Below are 15,118 nucleotides of genomic sequence, written 5' to 3'. Positions count from 1 at the left end.
AAATTGAGGCGTAGGACCTAAATTTGTTAGATAAATCAATATATCTAATAAAATATAATTTTTTTGTTAATTATATCCATAATAAGATGAACTAATACACTTTAAAGGTTATAACTCAACAATAGAACGCCAATCTAGCACATACCTCATCCAATTTACAAAAATCCAATTCATATTGTGTTCATATTCACTATGTATAGTTTGAATTAAAGGTAAAACAACATTTGGAGGCAATTATGAAGAGTTATAGTAAAACGTTATTAAGATTTTCTGCAGCTTTTGGACTGATGGGTGCATTTATGGGTGCACATATGGCGGGCTCTGGTGGTTATGAACTTCGACCGATCCACGCACATATTTTAGTCGTCGGATGGCTAAGTTTATTTTCTTTCGCGATGTATTATAGAGTATTTCATCAAAAAGAAAGTTTCCTTGCGAAGTTACATGTATGGACGGCAATTATTGGAACTGTTGGGTTAACACTCGGCATGTGGTTCCAATTTGTGAATCCATTTAGTTTCCCGGATACTGTATCACTCATCATTTATATTATCGGTGGATCAGTTTTATTAATTAGCTATATACTATTCTTTGTTTTAACGTTAATGAATAAAGAATAATTCTCATCCTTTAGCATGTGCTAAAGGATTTTTTATTGTGTGAGAACTTTTATTTAGTATAATAATTACAAATAGAAAGGAGTAGTTGTATGAATTTCAATGAAATTGTAAATCAGTATAAAGATAAAATACTCGAGGATTTAAACGGTCTTCTTTCAATTGAAAGTGTTCGTACAGAAGCTAAGCCGGGTGCACCTGTCGGCGAGGGACCGAAAGAAGCGTTAATGTACATGCTCTCTTTAGGTGACCGTGACGGAATGGATACGAAAGTTGTCGATAATTTAGCAGGCCATATTGAACTCGGTAGCGGTGAAAAGCTATTCGGTATTCTCGGACATGTTGACGTCGTTCCCGCTGGAACAGGTTGGGACTCTAATCCGTTTGAACCGGTGATTAAAGATGATATTATTTATGCGCGCGGTGTCCAAGACGATAAAGGACCAACTATCGCAGCTTATTACGCAATGAAAATTTTAAAAGATCTTGAAGTACCATTAAATCAGCGTGTGCGTTTAATCATAGGTACGGACGAAGAGTCTGATTGGTTATGTACAGATGCATATTTTAAAAATGAAGAAATGCCAGATTCAGGATTTGCACCAGATGCTGAGTTTCCAGTCATTCATGGTGAAAAGGGTATTACGACGTTTGACATCGTGTTTAAAAGCGATGACGATGCGTATGGAGATATTGTACTAAATACATTCACGTCAGGTGATCGATACAATATGGTACCTGAATCAGCGACGGCGAATTTAACTGTAAAAGATGTTGAAAAATTAAAACAGTCATTTGAATCGTTTTTAGATGAGATGCAATTAAAAGGTGACTTCATTGAAGACAGCAACAAAGTAAATATTACTGTGTTCGGGAAAAGTGCACACGGTTCAACACCACTTGAAGGTAAAAATGCAGGAATAGAATTACTACGTTTCTTAAAAGTAATTCCAATCGACGCACGTGCACATAAGTTCGTGTCATTTTACGATAGATATATTGAAGATAATTATGACGGTAAATTATTTGAAATGGACTTTAACCATGACGAAATGGGTGAAACATCAGTCAACACAGGAATCATTCGTTATGATTTAAACGATAAAAGTTATTTCGGTGTGAACTTACGTTATCCAATGGGAATGGACTTTAAAGCGTCACTAAATGCACTTAAAAACGATGTAGAAGTATACGGTGTTTCAATCGAAAACGTAAATGATCAAGTGCCGCATTATGTCGAAAAAGATTCTCCGCTCGTTAAAGTGTTAACTGAAACATATCGTAAACATGTCGATGATGACACTGAACCATTCACAATCGGTGGTGGAACGTATGCGCGTGTACTAAAAAATGGTGTAGCGTACGGTGCGATGTTTAAAGATACAAAAGATACAATGCACCAAGCGAATGAGCAAATGAAAGTAGAAGAACTTTTATTAGCGACAACGATTTATTTAGAAGCACTATATGAAATTCTTGTAAACGGTAAATTAGAAAAATAATATTTATGATAGACAGACGATCGGTCTGTCTATTTTTATTAATTTTTTAAAATGTGTTAAATCAGAACGTACATTCGTTTAACAAAACTTAACTTTAATTAACAAAAAAATAACATTTATAACATTGGTCGCTTAAGCACTTATTAATTAAGATATAACAGCAGTTGGCAAAATATAGCGTCATTTTTACCTTGAATTTAGTTATAAAAGTGGATAGTATTTTAAATACAACTAATCGTGCGCTAATTAAAAAATTTACTTAGCGCTTTTTTTAATGAAACGTTTATGAAGAGAAAGTGAGGTGAACACGGTGGAGCATTTTTATCAGCTAGGGTGGACGTTAGACCCTATTGGTGGCTCGTCTAGCGATGCGTATAAGGCAGAGATTAATGGCGACAAATTCTTTTTAAAACGTAATACAAGCCCGTTTATTACGATGCTATCAGTAGAAGGAATCGTACCTAAACTCGTTTGGACAAAACGTATCGAAACAGGCGAAGTTGTTACCGCTCAACATTGGAAAAACGGTAGATGTTTAACCGATGAAGAAATGAACTCTGACCGTGTCGCTTCACTTATGCGTAAAATTCATTCATCGGATAAATTACTTAACACGCTAGAGCGTCTCGGGATGCAACCGATGTTACCAGAATTATTATTAAACAGAATCGAATCCTCACTTTCACCAAAAATTAACGCGCATAAAACAGTAAGAAAAGCGATCAAATATTTAAATAATAAAATTCCACATATCGATTCTGAATTTTGTAGAGTATGTCACGGAGATGTCAATAATCAAAACTGGTTGTTATCTGATGAAGACGAACTATTTTTAGTAGACTGGGAAGGTGCGATGATCGCCGACCCTGCAATCGATATCGGAATGATTCTATATACGTATGTCGATTTTAAAGATTGGAAAAATTGGTTATCTAAATACGGAAAATCACTCGATCATGATTTTAGACAGCGTATGAAGTGGTATACACTCATTCAATGTTTAACGATGATTCAGTGGTACGAAGATCGTAAAAGATATAAAGAAATGAACCATTGGATTATTTTTTTAAATGATATTTTAGAGAAAGATATGATGGTATAGAGGTAAGTACATTGAGAATGCGAAACAAGCCATGGGCGATGGACTATTTAACTGAAAATAGTCATATTGTCGACGTAGATGGTACATATAAAACAAAAATTAAAGAGTACTTTGGTAATGATAACGACATTCATATCGAAGTTGGTACTGGAATGGGTCAGTTTATAACGACTCTTGCAAAACAAAATCCACATATTAACTATGTCGGAATTGAAATTGAGAAAAACGTACTCATTCGTGTTTTAGAGAAAGTGTTAGAAGAGGGGCTGACAAACGTTCGTCTGCTTTTATATGATGCGAATCTATTAGACGAGTATTTTAATAAAGATGAAGTGTCTAAAATATATTTAAACTTCTCTGATCCGTGGCCTAAAAACCGTCACGAAAAGAGACGTCTCACGTATAAATCATTTTTAAAACAATATAAATCTATATTAAAAGATGATGGAGTATTGCAATTTAAAACGGATAATAGAGGTTTATTTGAATATAGTTTAGTTTCATTAAATAATTTTAAAACGGAATTTTTAGAAGTGAACTTAGATTTACATGCAGATGAAGATGAAGATAACATTCGAACTGAGTATGAAGAGAAATTCAGTCAAAAAGGATTTAATATATATAAAATAGTTGTAAAATTTTAGCACCTTTAAAAAGGTGCTTTTTTGATAGTTCCGGTAATTACAATTGTTTGATAAAATGGATAATAATAAAACATGAAGATTACTGAACAGTAATCTCCATGATTTCACCAGTGTACTTATTCGCTGTGAAGTTGTACTTTTGAAGTTTGTCGCCTTGTTCAACGTGAACGACACCATTTAGTACTTTCTTATCTTGACCAAAGCTTTCATTGTTAGAATTGTTATAGTCAACAGATACAAAAGAAATGCCGTCAAATTGTAAGTAAAGATTATCTAAGACCTTGTCAACATTGATCGTACGTCTAGCGATGACATATAGTACAACAGGTACAATTGTTACAACGCTTAAGACAATTGTCCAAAAAGTTCGTTTTGACATTATGGTAGCCTCCCTTTCTGTTAGTCTACCATAATCAACAATAAATATAAATTTAGAAGGGAAGTTTTTTTCAGATGGAAATCAGTCAAAAAACACTACAACGAATGAAAGAGTTAACGGAACTTCACGGCGCTCCTGGCTTTGAAGATTTAGTGCGCAATTATTTGCGTGAGAATTTTGAAGCGTTTGGCGTCGAATATATTAATGACGGTTTAGGTGGCATTTTTGCTGTTAAAAAATCAAAAAATGAAAACGCTCCTAACGTTTTAGTTGCTGGCCATATGGATGAAGTAGGATTTATGGTTACTGAAATTACAGACAATGGATTTTTAAAGTTCACACCACTCGGTGGTTGGTCAGAAGACGTATTACTCAGCCAAAAAATGTCAGTGAGAACGAATGATAATAAAGAGTTAACAGGTGTAATTGGTAGTGTGCCAATTCACTTTAGACGTGGTGAATCGAAAGACTTAGGTACAAAAATTAAAGACATGTTATTAGATATTGGTGCAGACTCTAAAGAAGAAGCACTTGAGATGGGTGTAAATATCGGGGATTCAATCGTGCCAAATGTTCAATTTGAACAACTTACTGAAAACAAATTGTTAGCAAAAGCATGGGATAACCGATACGGTTGTTTAATCGCTTTAGAAGTACTTGAAGCGCTAAAAGATGTTGAACTTGATTGTAACTTATATATCGGTGCGAACGTTCAAGAAGAAGTAGGCTTAAGAGGAGCTAAAGCGAGCGCAAATTTAATTCAACCAGACGTTGCATTTGTCGTTGACTGTTCACCAGCAAACGATATGCTCGGTAAAAAAGATGATCTCGGTAAACTTGGAGAAGGTACATTACTTAGAATTAAAGACGGTACGATGATCCTTGGCAAACCAATGAGAGATTATTTACTTCAAACTGCAGATAAGCACGATGTGAAATATCAATATTATTTATCTCCAGGTGGAACAGACGCTGGAAGCATTCACGTGTCTAATGACGGAGTGCCAAGCGCGGTCGTTGGAATTTGCTCAAGATATATTCATACGAACCATTCGATTATTCATAAAAATGACTACTTAGAAGCGAAAAAGTTTTTAATCGAACTTGTTAAAGGTATTAATAGCGAAAAAGTTAAGGAGTTAAGAGGGTGAAGGGGTTATTAAAGCGCTGGTTCATCGACGGGATGAGCTTTATGGCGCTCGGTCTATTTTCTTCTTTACTTATTGGTCTTATTATTAAGACAATTGGGACGTATATCCCAGCACTCAGTGGTTTAATTCCTGTTGGAGAACTTGCGATGAGTTTAACTGGTGCAGCAATTGGTGCGAGTATTGCATACGGGTTAAAAGCACATCCACTCGTCGTATTTTCAGCAGTGACAGTCGGTTATAGCGCTTATGAATTCGGAGGCGTAGCTGGAAGTTTTATTGCTGTTTTAGTCGCAACTGAACTATCAAGACTATATGCCGGTCGTACGAAATTAGATATATTAATTTCTCCAATTTTCACGATTGTTATCGGATTTTTAGTCGGTAAATTTGTTGGTCCATTTATATCTAAATTAATGTTATCGCTCGGTTCGTTTGTGAACTTTGCGGTTGAACAAAACCCATTTATTATGGGGATGCTCGTCGCATTAGTATTCGGAATTACATTAACAGCACCAATTTCTAGTGCAGCATTAGCGGTAATGATCGACATTAACGGGCTTGCAGCAGCTGCAGCAGCAGTTGGATGTTGTTGTCATATGGTCGGTTTAGCACTGATGAGTTATAAAGATAATGGATCATCAGGGGTGTTATCGATTGGGCTTGGAACTTCAATGTTACAAGTAGCGAATATCATTAAAAATCCGTGGATTATATTACCACCGTCAATCGCGAGTGTGATTATCGCACCGATTATGACAGTGTTTTTCCCGATGCAAAACAATAGTGCAGGTGCAGGTATGGGGACGAGTGGACTCGTTGGTCAAATCATGGCAATTGAAACAATGGGGCCAAGTATGACAACATATATAATGATAATCATATTCCACATCCTACTTCCAGGAGCAGTAACGTATGCATTTTATAAATTACTCATGAGTATGAAACTTATTAAACCCGGAGATCAAGTACTTAATTTAGGGAATCAATAACGGAGGCATTTCATGAATGTTACTGAATTAAAAGATAAAGTATTAAAAAAACTCGATGAAACGGATCTACAATACGATAGTCGTTTCAATCGAAAAGAAGAAATTTTAAGAATTGAACGCCAAGATAACCATAAAGGAGTGGACGTTCAACTAAACAAATTACTTCAAAAAGCAACGAAATCTGAAGAAATCATCGATGAAATTGTCTACTACGTATCTGAAACTTTAACGCGTATGGCAGATACGAAAGAAGTGACAAATGAAGGAATGATTTATCCAGTTGTACGTAGTACAAGCTTTCCAAAAGAAGCAAAAGACGGTAAGAAATTCATATTCGATGAGCATACTGCAGAAACTGTTATTTTTTACGCGCTCGACCATGGACGTTCATACGAGTTAATCGATGAATCATTACTTGAAACATTAGGTCTTACAAAAGAAGCGCTAAAAGAAAAAGCATTTAATAATTTAAAGACACTTGACATTAAGTATAAGAAAGAAACAGTTCAAGAAAATGACTTTTATTTCATAAGCCATAGAGACGGTTATGATGCATCGAGAATTTTAAACGAAGAATTTTTAAACGATTTTCATAGCAAACTAGAAGGCGAAATGATGATTGGTTTACCACATCAAGACGTGTTAATTATCGTCGACGTTAAAAATGAAGTCGGCTATGATATTATGGCTCAAATGATGATGCAGTATTTTGCAGAAGGTTTAACGCCAATTACGAGCTTAAGCTTTAGCTATCGTCATAAAAAATTAGAACCGGTATTTATTCTCGGTAAAGCAAAGAATTATAATAAAAACAAAAAGTAACAAGGTGAATTTAAATGAAGTTAACATACAACAAAAACATTGGAGATGTCCTTCTCGTATCATTAAAGGGAAGCGATAATTTCGAAACGAAAGATTTCGACGGGTATACAACGATTGTCGATAACGATGAGTTACTCGGCTTAAACATATTTAATGCAAGTGAAACATTTACTGAAGAAGAACTTACAGAGTTAAACGAAGAGTCAATCGTAGAAAAAATTAACGATATTATCAAAGGTGATTTCGGTGAAATCAATCCAGATTTATCACCAAAATTCGTTGTTGGATTTGTAAAAGAATGTAAACCACATGAAGATGCAGATCGATTAAACGTAACGACTGTAGACGTAGGAGATGAAGAACTACAAATCGTCTGTGGTGCACCAAACGTCGACAATGGACAAAAAGTTGTCGTGGCTAAAGTCGGTGCTTTTATGCCGAATGGATTATATATTAAACCATCTGAACTTCGAGGTGTGAAATCTAATGGGATGATTTGCTCTAAAAAAGAGTTAAACCTAGAAGATGACGGAGTAAGAGGTATTTACGTATTAGACGATAATTACGAAGTTGGTCAATCGTTTTTTAAATAATAGGAGGGATTAGGATGCGTAGAAGATCAAGGAATAGATTTCAAGATCGAACATTTAGCAATCAGACGATCGATGATATGAAACTTAATAAACGTTTTCCTTTTCCATTTGAGTTATCTGAAGAAGAACAAGACATTCCGAAACAAGAGAAGAAACAAGAGTCTCGTTATACTGAAAGACGTACGGTAAAGCGTCCTTCGAGTCAAACGATTACGAAAGCACGCGTCGTACCTTCAGCAATTCATGGAACGAAGAACCCGTATCGCCGTGAATATGATGAAACTGCAGAATATAGACGAAAATTTGAACACCATCAATCTCCAATTATTCAAGATATTGTTAGAAAGCGTAAAGAAAAAGAAGAGAAAGATCGTCTGCGTAAAGAACGATTACAAAAAGAACGTAAAGTCGAAGAGACAAAACGTCCAATTGAATCGAAGCACAAAGAACAAAAACATGTTGAAAAAGAATTACCAGTCCATAGAGAACGTAAACTCGGGCCAAGTAAGACGTTACCACCGATTAGTATATTAGGTAACGAACAAGAACAAAACTTCGTTAAGCATGATGACGAAAACCTTGAGTCTATAAATGCAATTATTAAACAGGTGGGTATAGAAGGAAAAGTAGTTGAATACTTTTCAAACGGTATCGTCGGTTCTTATTCGATTCAACTCGATAGACATTTTAAATTGTCCAAAATTGAAGATGTGAAAGCGCAGTTAGAGGGTGCCTTAAATAAAAAGGTGCGTATCATTACCGAAGTGCTCGGAAATAATAACATTCAAATTGAATTTCCACTGGAAAAACCAAGTGAAATTTATTTTAAATCTCTATTTTTAAATAGTAGTTTAAAATTAAGAAAAAATGACTATAGATTTGCACTTGGCAAAACAGTGGATAATCGTATTTTTACGTATGAGTTAAGAAAAGCAGGCCATACATTAATATATGGTAACGAAGAAAAAAGAACGGAAATTATTGACAGTATGCTTGTCTCGTTATTAATGAATCATAGTAGTGATTCATTTCAATTTAAAGTAATTTCTGATTCGAAAGAATTCGATACTTTCAATTCGCTCCCTCATTCGTTTAGTGAAAGAAAATCAGTATACGATACTGATGCATTTAATGATATAATAGATGAGTTAAACAGCAGAAACATTCAGTTTAGAAGGGCACACGTACGTAACATTCAAAGTTTTAACACACGTGTGAAGCAAGAATCGAGAAAGAGTACGATAGTTATATATATTGACGACTTTGATAGAATACTCGAGCGAAATAATCCCGAAGTGATTCGTCATATTTTGCAAATTCTAAAGCAAGGTAAAGCATTAGGCATACATTTAGTCATGAATCACACGAAAACTGACGTTGGAATTAGATATCAACTTCTGAGTTTAATGCAAACTAAAATTTCTTATTACGATGAGAAAAGTAGTGTTATTGATGGTGCGGATAAGTTATTTGAGGGCAATGATTGTCTCGTCACAATTAGTACTTCAAACCGACCAGTACGCCTGAATATGAGTACAGTAAAAGCGGAAGTTTTAAGCAACATCATCAACTACTTATCAGATAGAAGCGATGAAAGTAAGGTGTAATTGTGAAGAAATATCACTTCATTGGAATTAAAGGTGCAGGGATGAGTGCACTTGCACAAGTTCTTTTTGATTTAGGTCATGAAGTACAAGGTTCAGACATAACAAGTGAAGTTTTCACGGAGTATCAATTAAAGAAAAAAGGAATTAAAATATTACCATTTTCTGAAGATAATATAGTCGAAGATTTTACGTATATTGCAGGTAATGCGTTTAACGATGACCATGTAGAGATTAAAAAAGCACTTGAAAATGGATATCCGGTCATCCGCTATCATAAATTCTTATCTGAATTTATGAAAGACTATACGTCAATTGGGGTCACAGGATCTCATGGAAAAACCTCGACAACCGGTTTACTCAGTCACGTTATGAATGGCGATAAAGAAACGACGTATTTAATTGGAGACGGTACAGGTGTTGGTAAAAAAGAAGCGGATTACTTTGCATTTGAATCGTGCGAATATCGTCGTCACTTTTTAGCGTATCATCCGGACTATGCAATTATAACGAATATCGATTTTGACCACCCAGATTATTTTAAAGATGTTGAAGACGTCGTCAGTGCGTTTCAGTCGATGGCAAACCAAGTGACAAAAGCAGTAGTTGCGTATGGAAATGATCCATATATCAATGAAATAAAAGTCGATGTTCCGATGTATACGTATGGTATCGATGGTGATTATACAGTCGAAGCTAGAAATGTAGAAGTGGTAGATAACGGCACTTCATTTGATTTATACATTGAAGGCGAATATAAAGATAATTTTATTATTCCGTTATATGGTGATCATTTAATTTTAAATTCACTTGCTGTCATTACAATTTGTTATTTAGAAGGTTTTGATTTCGATAATATTAAAAGTGCTTTTTTAACATATGGTGGCGTTAAACGACGTTTTTCAGAGACGAAATATAAAAGTTATATCGTCGTGGATGACTATGCGCACCACCCGAAAGAAATTGAGGCAACGCTTGAAACAGCACGAAAAAAATATAAGAATCACCAGGTCGTTGCGGTATTCCAACCACATACTTTCTCTAGAACAGAAAAGTTTTTAAATGAATTTGCAGACAGTTTAAAAGAGGCGGACAAAGTTTATATCGTAGATATTTTTGGTTCTGCGAGAGAACAAAGTGGTAATTTATCGAGTGAAGATTTGGTGAATTTAATACCGGGTTCAAAACTGTTAACAGAAGCAAAAATTAAAGAACTCGATCAATATGAAGATAGTGTCATTATCTTTATGGGTGCAGGAGATATTCAAAAGTACGAAAAAAGATTTACAGAACTTATCTCTTAAACATGTTTACAATGAATTGAATTCGGCTATTAATAAGTTATACACATAAGAACATTTACGGAGGCGTTATTTATGGATTGGAGTATTTTAGGGTGGATTGCACTCGTAGTTGCTGCAGTTGGATTTTTAGTAGCATGTATTGCAGTAGCTGTCGTTTTACTTAGTGTTAAGAAAAACTTAGATTACGTTGCAGAAACACTCGATGGATTAGATGGACAAATTCAAGGAATTACACGTGAGTCAACCGACTTATTACACAAAAGTAATCGTCTAGTTGAAGACGTACAAGGTAAAGTTGAAAAATTAAACTCAGTCGTTGATGCAGTTCAAGGTGTTGGATATTCAGTTCAAAACCTTAACACATCAGTCGATAGAGTGACAAATTCAATTACGACAAACATCTCAGAGAACGAAGAGCAAATTGCACAAGTTGTACAATGGTCAAACGTTGCAATGGAACTTGCTGATAAATGGCAGCAACGTCAGCGTCGTAACAATGCGATAAAAGGTCGCTACTAAGCGAGGGATGTTATATGGAAAAATATGATAGAGATCGACATACACATGGAATTAAACCGTATAGTCCACCAAAACAAAAGAGTAAAAAAGGATTACCACTCGGACTAATTTTCGGTATGATTGTCGGATCTATTTTAGGTCTATTCTTAGCACCAAAATCTGGACAATCACTTCGTGAAGATTTAAAAGATCCAAAAGGTGTATTTGAAGATCAAAAAGATAAAATTGTCGACAAAGTCAAAGTGAAAAAAGCAGAACTCGAAGAAGTTAAACGTATTAAGGACTCGGATCAGGACTTAATGGCCGCTCAAAAACGAGCAATTCGAGAAGATGTTAAAGATGGATATGTAAACAAAGACAGTGTTGATTTATCTAATTTATAAAGTTCAGCTTTTATGCTGAACTTTTTTGATGTTTATTGTTAAATTATTTACATTCTCATTCATTTTCTGTTATGATTATCAATAAACAAAAACGTTTTCATAGGAGGAAAATAAATCATGGCAATTACGATTTATGATGTTGCAAGAGAAGCGAATGTGTCAATGGCTACTGTTTCACGCGTACTTAATGGTAACCCAAACGTTAAGCCAGAAACACGTCGTAAAGTAAAAGACGTCATAGAACGATTAAACTACAAACCGAACGCGGTGGCTAGAGGTCTCGCTAGTAAAAAAACAAAGACGGTTGGGGTAATTATTCCTGACATTTCAGATTTATATTATTCAGCAGTGTTAAGAGGGTTAGAAGACATTGCTGAAATGTATCAATATCAAATCATTATTACAAATACTGATAATGATGCTAAAAAAGAAAAGAATGCGTTTGAAACGTTATTAAGTAATCAAGTGGACGGTATCATCTTTTTAGGTGGAACGGATGACCAAAAAATAATCGATAATATTCAGCGTTCAAATACGCCAGTCGTAGTCTGTGGATATTCTAAAGAAACGTCAATAAACAGAGTAAATGCAAATTATCGTGATGCAATTGCTCGTATTGTAGAAGGGTTTATTGAGCGCGGCAACAAAAAAATTGCATATGTACAAAGCGGTTACCATAGTGTGTTGGAGACTTTACTCGCAGATAAAATTTGTGAAGTATTAGAAGAGCACAACATAAGTAAAGATAATATGTTTGAGTTTTCAGCAAACACTTATGAAGAGGGTATTGAGCTATTTAATAAAATTCATGAAATTAAAGCAGATGCTGTCATTGCAATATCAGATGAGGTTGCAGGTGGAATCCTTCATGGAACGTTAGATATGAACGTAAAAGTACCTGAAGAATTAGAAATTATAAGTTGTTCTAATACGCGCATTGCATATATGATGCGTCCGAAATTATCAACAATCGCAGTACCACTATATGATATTGGTGCAGTTGGAATGAGATTGCTTACAAAAATTATGAACAACGAAGAAGTCGATGAAAAAGTAACGATGTTACCATTGAAAATTAACTACGCAAAAACAACGCGTGTATAAAGCGATTTATATTTTTAAACTTGAGTTTTATATTAAACTCAAGTTTTTTTATGTTTAATTATAACTTTTATTTGTAGAATAAACACAAGTATATTTCACAATTTTCAGAAAATTTATGATACAATGTTACTAATTGTTTTTAAAAGGAGTGGTGGTTTTTGAGTGAAGTATATAAGCGATCTTTTTCTGACGGTATAGCAATTGGTTTTGGATATTTACCAGTTGCGATGGCTTTTGGTATTACAGCAAAACCACTCATTGATTTACTGTCTACAACATTAATGAGTGGTTTAAACTACGCAGGTGCAGGGCAATTTTTAACGTTACAAATGTTAGAAGATAGTAGTTATATCACGATTATTATCGCTATATTTATTACATTTTTAAATTATATTCCAATCGCTGCTTTAGGTGTTTTAATTTTTCCAGGAATACTATATGCAGTAGAGAGTCCGATCGAAGGAATACTTGGAGGGATTTTTGCCGCTATATTAGGTATCTTTCGTGTACCGTTATTTTTTGTAGTTGTTCTTTCAGTTTTCTTTATATATTTATTAATGTTTATTATGTAACTTAAAAATTGCCCCGTTATATTATTTAATATAACGGGGCAATTTTGTTATTCCAAGTACATTTTAATTCTATCAAGAACCATTTGATTTCTTTCAGTAATTTCAGATTGTCTAGGGATATTCGTATAATCATCTAAGTTATCTTGCCACTCTGTAGGGAATGGAAGTTGTGATAATGGTTTGTACTCGTTTATAAATGATTCGGGTAATGTGCCAGTTGGAGGTTCAATCCCTTTTATCCCAAGCCAAACATACGCCCACATTCTAGGGACGACTTGCCAAATGTTATAACCACCGCCTCCTAGAGCGAGTAGTTTACCATTTGCATATTGATCAGCAATTTCATTAACGATCTTAGGAATCTCTTCGTAAGCTCTTGATGTTAAACATAAATGTGTCATCGGATCACGATAGTGCGCATCTACACCGTTCACATGTACGATAATCGTCGGTTTAAATGATTTAGCTGCAATCTCGATACTCTGTTTAAAAACGTCTAAAAATGAATCGTCTTCTGTAAACGCATCGACTGGTAAGTTCACGCTATACCCAAATCCTTGACCAGTACCGCGTTCAGTTACTAAGCCAGTACCAGGAAATAAATACCGACCTGTTTCATGAATAGAGTAAGTCATAATTTCATTTGAATCGTAAAACGTAAACTGTACACCGTCTCCATGATGTGCATCAGTATCTATATAAAGAACACGTTCATTGTATTTTTCTTTTAAATATTGGCATACAATCGCCGCATCGTTATATACACAAAATCCACTCGCTTTACCAGTAAAACCGTGGTGAAGTCCACCTCCGAGTGAGGCAACTTTATCTGCTTTACCTTCCATTATTAAATCTGCACCAGTTAAACTCGCACCGACAAGCATGCTACATTTCTCATGCATATTTTCAAATTGAGAGGTGTCTTCAGTATTTAAACCATAGTTTGCAAGTTCTCTTTTTGTAATGTTGTTATGTCCTGCACGTTTAACAGCATCGACATAGTCTTTTGTATGAACGAGTAAAATTTCTTCTTCAGTTGCGACGCGTGGAGTTACAATTTCTTCATCGCTTAAAAATTGAGCCGCTTTTAATAAATCTGTCGTCATCTTTAAGCGCATCTGATTAAATGGGTGTGTATCATTAAAGCGATATTTAAGTAACTCATCATCATACACATAAAGTGCACGCATCTTTTTAACCTCTATTTAATGGGTCGACGACGTCATATCCCATTTCTTCGAGTTTGTTTATAACAAACATCGGATTCATAGCGTTAATTTTTATGACGACAAATTTATGGCCTTCTTTTTCAGTATTATCAAATATTGTGATGGATACAGCAACAATATTTAAATCATATAGTATTTTACCGATATCATAGACGATTCCTGGACGGTCGAGTACATCAATTTCGATAATTGAGCCAGGTATTTTCATACCAGTGATTTCGATAAATGCTTCCATAATATCTGTTTGTGTAATAATTCCAACGAGTTTTTTTGATTGGATTACACAAATCGCACCGACGTCGAATTCTAAAAAGTCGACTGCGAGTTCTTCTACGAAATCTCTTGGACTCGTAAACATGACACGTGTTTTCATAATATCTTCTAGTGGATGGTGGATAGTCGTTTCACTATGAGTATTTAAAATCGAAGGTAGTGCGAGATTGATATCTTTATCCGTCACTAATCCGACGACTTCTTCATTTTCAACGATTGGAATATGTCGAATGTGGTGTTCGTTTATTAAATTTAAAGCATCATTGATTGTATCCTTCGGAGAGAGCGTTTTCACATCTCTCGTCATAATTCGGCTAACTAACATACATAT

17 protein-coding genes are annotated in these 15,118 nt (G+C 34.8%); 14 read left to right on the top strand and 3 right to left on the bottom strand.

The window, feature by feature from the left end:
- The first annotated feature begins 236 nt into the window (after positions 1 to 236).
- The 4 genes from CJ229_RS02955 to trmB all read left to right on the top strand — a co-directional run bounded on the left by CJ229_RS02955 (position 237) and on the right by trmB (position 3,865).
- Positions 237 to 620, top strand: a complete 384-nt coding sequence (locus tag CJ229_RS02955; protein WP_180953402.1) for a hypothetical protein — start codon at positions 237 to 239, stop codon at positions 618 to 620.
- Between the two features lie 89 nt (positions 621 to 709).
- Positions 710 to 2,119 carry a dipeptidase PepV gene (gene pepV / locus CJ229_RS02950; RefSeq protein ID WP_102167383.1) on the top strand — a complete coding sequence of 470 codons (1,410 nt, stop codon included), beginning with the start codon at positions 710 to 712 and terminating at the stop codon, positions 2,117 to 2,119.
- Between the two features lie 310 nt (positions 2,120 to 2,429).
- The gene (locus CJ229_RS02945) at positions 2,430 to 3,221 is read left to right on the top strand and encodes a phosphotransferase family protein (RefSeq protein WP_040928500.1); all 792 of its coding nucleotides are present in this window, start codon (positions 2,430 to 2,432) and stop codon (positions 3,219 to 3,221) included.
- Positions 3,222 to 3,232: 11 nt separating this feature from the next.
- Complete coding sequence (gene trmB, locus CJ229_RS02940; protein WP_070456881.1) at positions 3,233 to 3,865, top strand: tRNA (guanosine(46)-N7)-methyltransferase TrmB; 633 nt, start codon at positions 3,233 to 3,235, stop codon at positions 3,863 to 3,865.
- 79 nt (positions 3,866 to 3,944) lie between these two features.
- Here trmB and CJ229_RS02935 read toward each other — a convergent pair whose 3' ends face one another.
- On the bottom strand, positions 3,945 to 4,244 hold the full coding sequence (locus tag CJ229_RS02935; protein WP_040928499.1) for a hypothetical protein: 300 nt from the start codon (positions 4,242 to 4,244) through the stop codon (positions 3,945 to 3,947).
- Positions 4,245 to 4,318: 74 nt separating this feature from the next.
- Here CJ229_RS02935 and CJ229_RS02930 point away from each other — a divergent pair, with 74 nt between their 5' ends.
- The 10 genes from CJ229_RS02930 to CJ229_RS02885 all read left to right on the top strand — a co-directional run bounded on the left by CJ229_RS02930 (position 4,319) and on the right by CJ229_RS02885 (position 13,285).
- A complete protein-coding gene (locus CJ229_RS02930) occupies positions 4,319 to 5,395 on the top strand; it encodes a M42 family metallopeptidase (RefSeq protein WP_102167382.1) in 1,077 nt (358 codons plus the stop codon).
- The gene (locus tag CJ229_RS02925; RefSeq protein ID WP_068130921.1) at positions 5,392 to 6,384 is read left to right on the top strand and encodes a PTS sugar transporter subunit IIC; all 993 of its coding nucleotides are present in this window, start codon (positions 5,392 to 5,394) and stop codon (positions 6,382 to 6,384) included. The genes CJ229_RS02930 and CJ229_RS02925 overlap by 4 nt, the downstream gene beginning before the upstream one ends.
- Positions 6,385 to 6,396: 12 nt before the next feature.
- The gene (locus CJ229_RS02920; RefSeq protein WP_070710092.1) at positions 6,397 to 7,206 is read left to right on the top strand and encodes a DUF1444 family protein; all 810 of its coding nucleotides are present in this window, start codon (positions 6,397 to 6,399) and stop codon (positions 7,204 to 7,206) included.
- Between the two features lie 14 nt (positions 7,207 to 7,220).
- Positions 7,221 to 7,799: a YtpR family tRNA-binding protein gene (ytpR, locus tag CJ229_RS02915; protein ID WP_102167381.1), complete on the top strand. Its 579-nt coding sequence runs from the start codon at positions 7,221 to 7,223 to the stop codon at positions 7,797 to 7,799.
- Between the two features lie 14 nt (positions 7,800 to 7,813).
- Positions 7,814 to 9,406 carry a DNA translocase FtsK gene (locus tag CJ229_RS02910; RefSeq protein WP_102167380.1) on the top strand — a complete coding sequence of 531 codons (1,593 nt, stop codon included), beginning with the start codon at positions 7,814 to 7,816 and terminating at the stop codon, positions 9,404 to 9,406.
- Between the two features lie 2 nt (positions 9,407 to 9,408).
- Positions 9,409 to 10,707, top strand: a complete 1,299-nt coding sequence (murC, locus tag CJ229_RS02905; protein ID WP_102167379.1) for a UDP-N-acetylmuramate--L-alanine ligase — start codon at positions 9,409 to 9,411, stop codon at positions 10,705 to 10,707.
- A 72-nt stretch (positions 10,708 to 10,779) separates the two neighbouring features.
- Positions 10,780 to 11,226: a DUF948 domain-containing protein gene (locus CJ229_RS02900; protein WP_040928491.1), complete on the top strand. Its 447-nt coding sequence runs from the start codon at positions 10,780 to 10,782 to the stop codon at positions 11,224 to 11,226.
- A gap of 14 nt (positions 11,227 to 11,240) precedes the next feature.
- Positions 11,241 to 11,609 (top strand): YtxH domain-containing protein, encoded by a 369-nt coding sequence (locus tag CJ229_RS02895; protein WP_068130896.1) that lies wholly within the window; start codon positions 11,241 to 11,243, stop codon positions 11,607 to 11,609.
- 117 nt (positions 11,610 to 11,726) lie between these two features.
- Positions 11,727 to 12,713, top strand: coding sequence for a substrate-binding domain-containing protein (locus CJ229_RS02890; protein WP_102167378.1), 987 nt, complete (start codon positions 11,727 to 11,729; stop codon positions 12,711 to 12,713).
- Positions 12,714 to 12,871: 158 nt separating this feature from the next.
- On the top strand, positions 12,872 to 13,285 hold the full coding sequence (locus CJ229_RS02885; RefSeq protein ID WP_102167377.1) for an AzlC family ABC transporter permease: 414 nt from the start codon (positions 12,872 to 12,874) through the stop codon (positions 13,283 to 13,285).
- A gap of 47 nt (positions 13,286 to 13,332) precedes the next feature.
- Here the strand turns inward: CJ229_RS02885 and CJ229_RS02880 are convergent, their stop codons facing one another.
- Positions 13,333 to 14,475, bottom strand: a complete 1,143-nt coding sequence (locus CJ229_RS02880; RefSeq protein WP_317846617.1) for an acetoin utilization protein AcuC — start codon at positions 14,473 to 14,475, stop codon at positions 13,333 to 13,335.
- 4 nt (positions 14,476 to 14,479) lie between these two features.
- On the bottom strand, positions 14,480 to 15,112 hold the full coding sequence (locus CJ229_RS02875) for a CBS and ACT domain-containing protein (RefSeq protein ID WP_068130884.1): 633 nt from the start codon (positions 15,110 to 15,112) through the stop codon (positions 14,480 to 14,482).
- Positions 15,113 to 15,118: the final 6 nt, after the last annotated feature.

Source organism: Nosocomiicoccus massiliensis, from assembly GCF_002871345.2.
GTDB classification, from domain to species: Bacteria; Bacillota; Bacilli; order Staphylococcales; family Salinicoccaceae; genus Nosocomiicoccus; species Nosocomiicoccus ampullae_A.
The sequence above is the reverse complement of the archived record's forward strand: the minus strand, read 5'-3'. Positions and strand labels throughout refer to the sequence as shown.

Coding starts and splice junctions, on each gene's coding strand:
- CJ229_RS02935 (WP_040928499.1), bottom strand. CDS start 4,244: ATGTCAAAACGAACTTTTTGGACAATTGTCTTAAGCGTTGTAACAATT.
- CJ229_RS02900 (WP_040928491.1), top strand. CDS start 10,780: ATGGATTGGAGTATTTTAGGGTGGATTGCACTCGTAGTTGCTGCAGTT.
- CJ229_RS02930 (WP_102167382.1), top strand. CDS start 4,319: ATGGAAATCAGTCAAAAAACACTACAACGAATGAAAGAGTTAACGGAA.
- ytpR (WP_102167381.1), top strand. CDS start 7,221: ATGAAGTTAACATACAACAAAAACATTGGAGATGTCCTTCTCGTATCA.
- CJ229_RS02895 (WP_068130896.1), top strand. CDS start 11,241: ATGGAAAAATATGATAGAGATCGACATACACATGGAATTAAACCGTAT.
- CJ229_RS02880 (WP_317846617.1), bottom strand. CDS start 14,475: ATGCGTGCACTTTATGTGTATGATGATGAGTTACTTAAATATCGCTTT.
- pepV (WP_102167383.1), top strand. CDS start 710: ATGAATTTCAATGAAATTGTAAATCAGTATAAAGATAAAATACTCGAG.
- CJ229_RS02920 (WP_070710092.1), top strand. CDS start 6,397: ATGAATGTTACTGAATTAAAAGATAAAGTATTAAAAAAACTCGATGAA.
- CJ229_RS02910 (WP_102167380.1), top strand. CDS start 7,814: ATGCGTAGAAGATCAAGGAATAGATTTCAAGATCGAACATTTAGCAAT.
- CJ229_RS02875 (WP_068130884.1), bottom strand. CDS start 15,112: ATGTTAGTTAGCCGAATTATGACGAGAGATGTGAAAACGCTCTCTCCG.
- CJ229_RS02890 (WP_102167378.1), top strand. CDS start 11,727: ATGGCAATTACGATTTATGATGTTGCAAGAGAAGCGAATGTGTCAATG.
- CJ229_RS02955 (WP_180953402.1), top strand. CDS start 237: ATGAAGAGTTATAGTAAAACGTTATTAAGATTTTCTGCAGCTTTTGGA.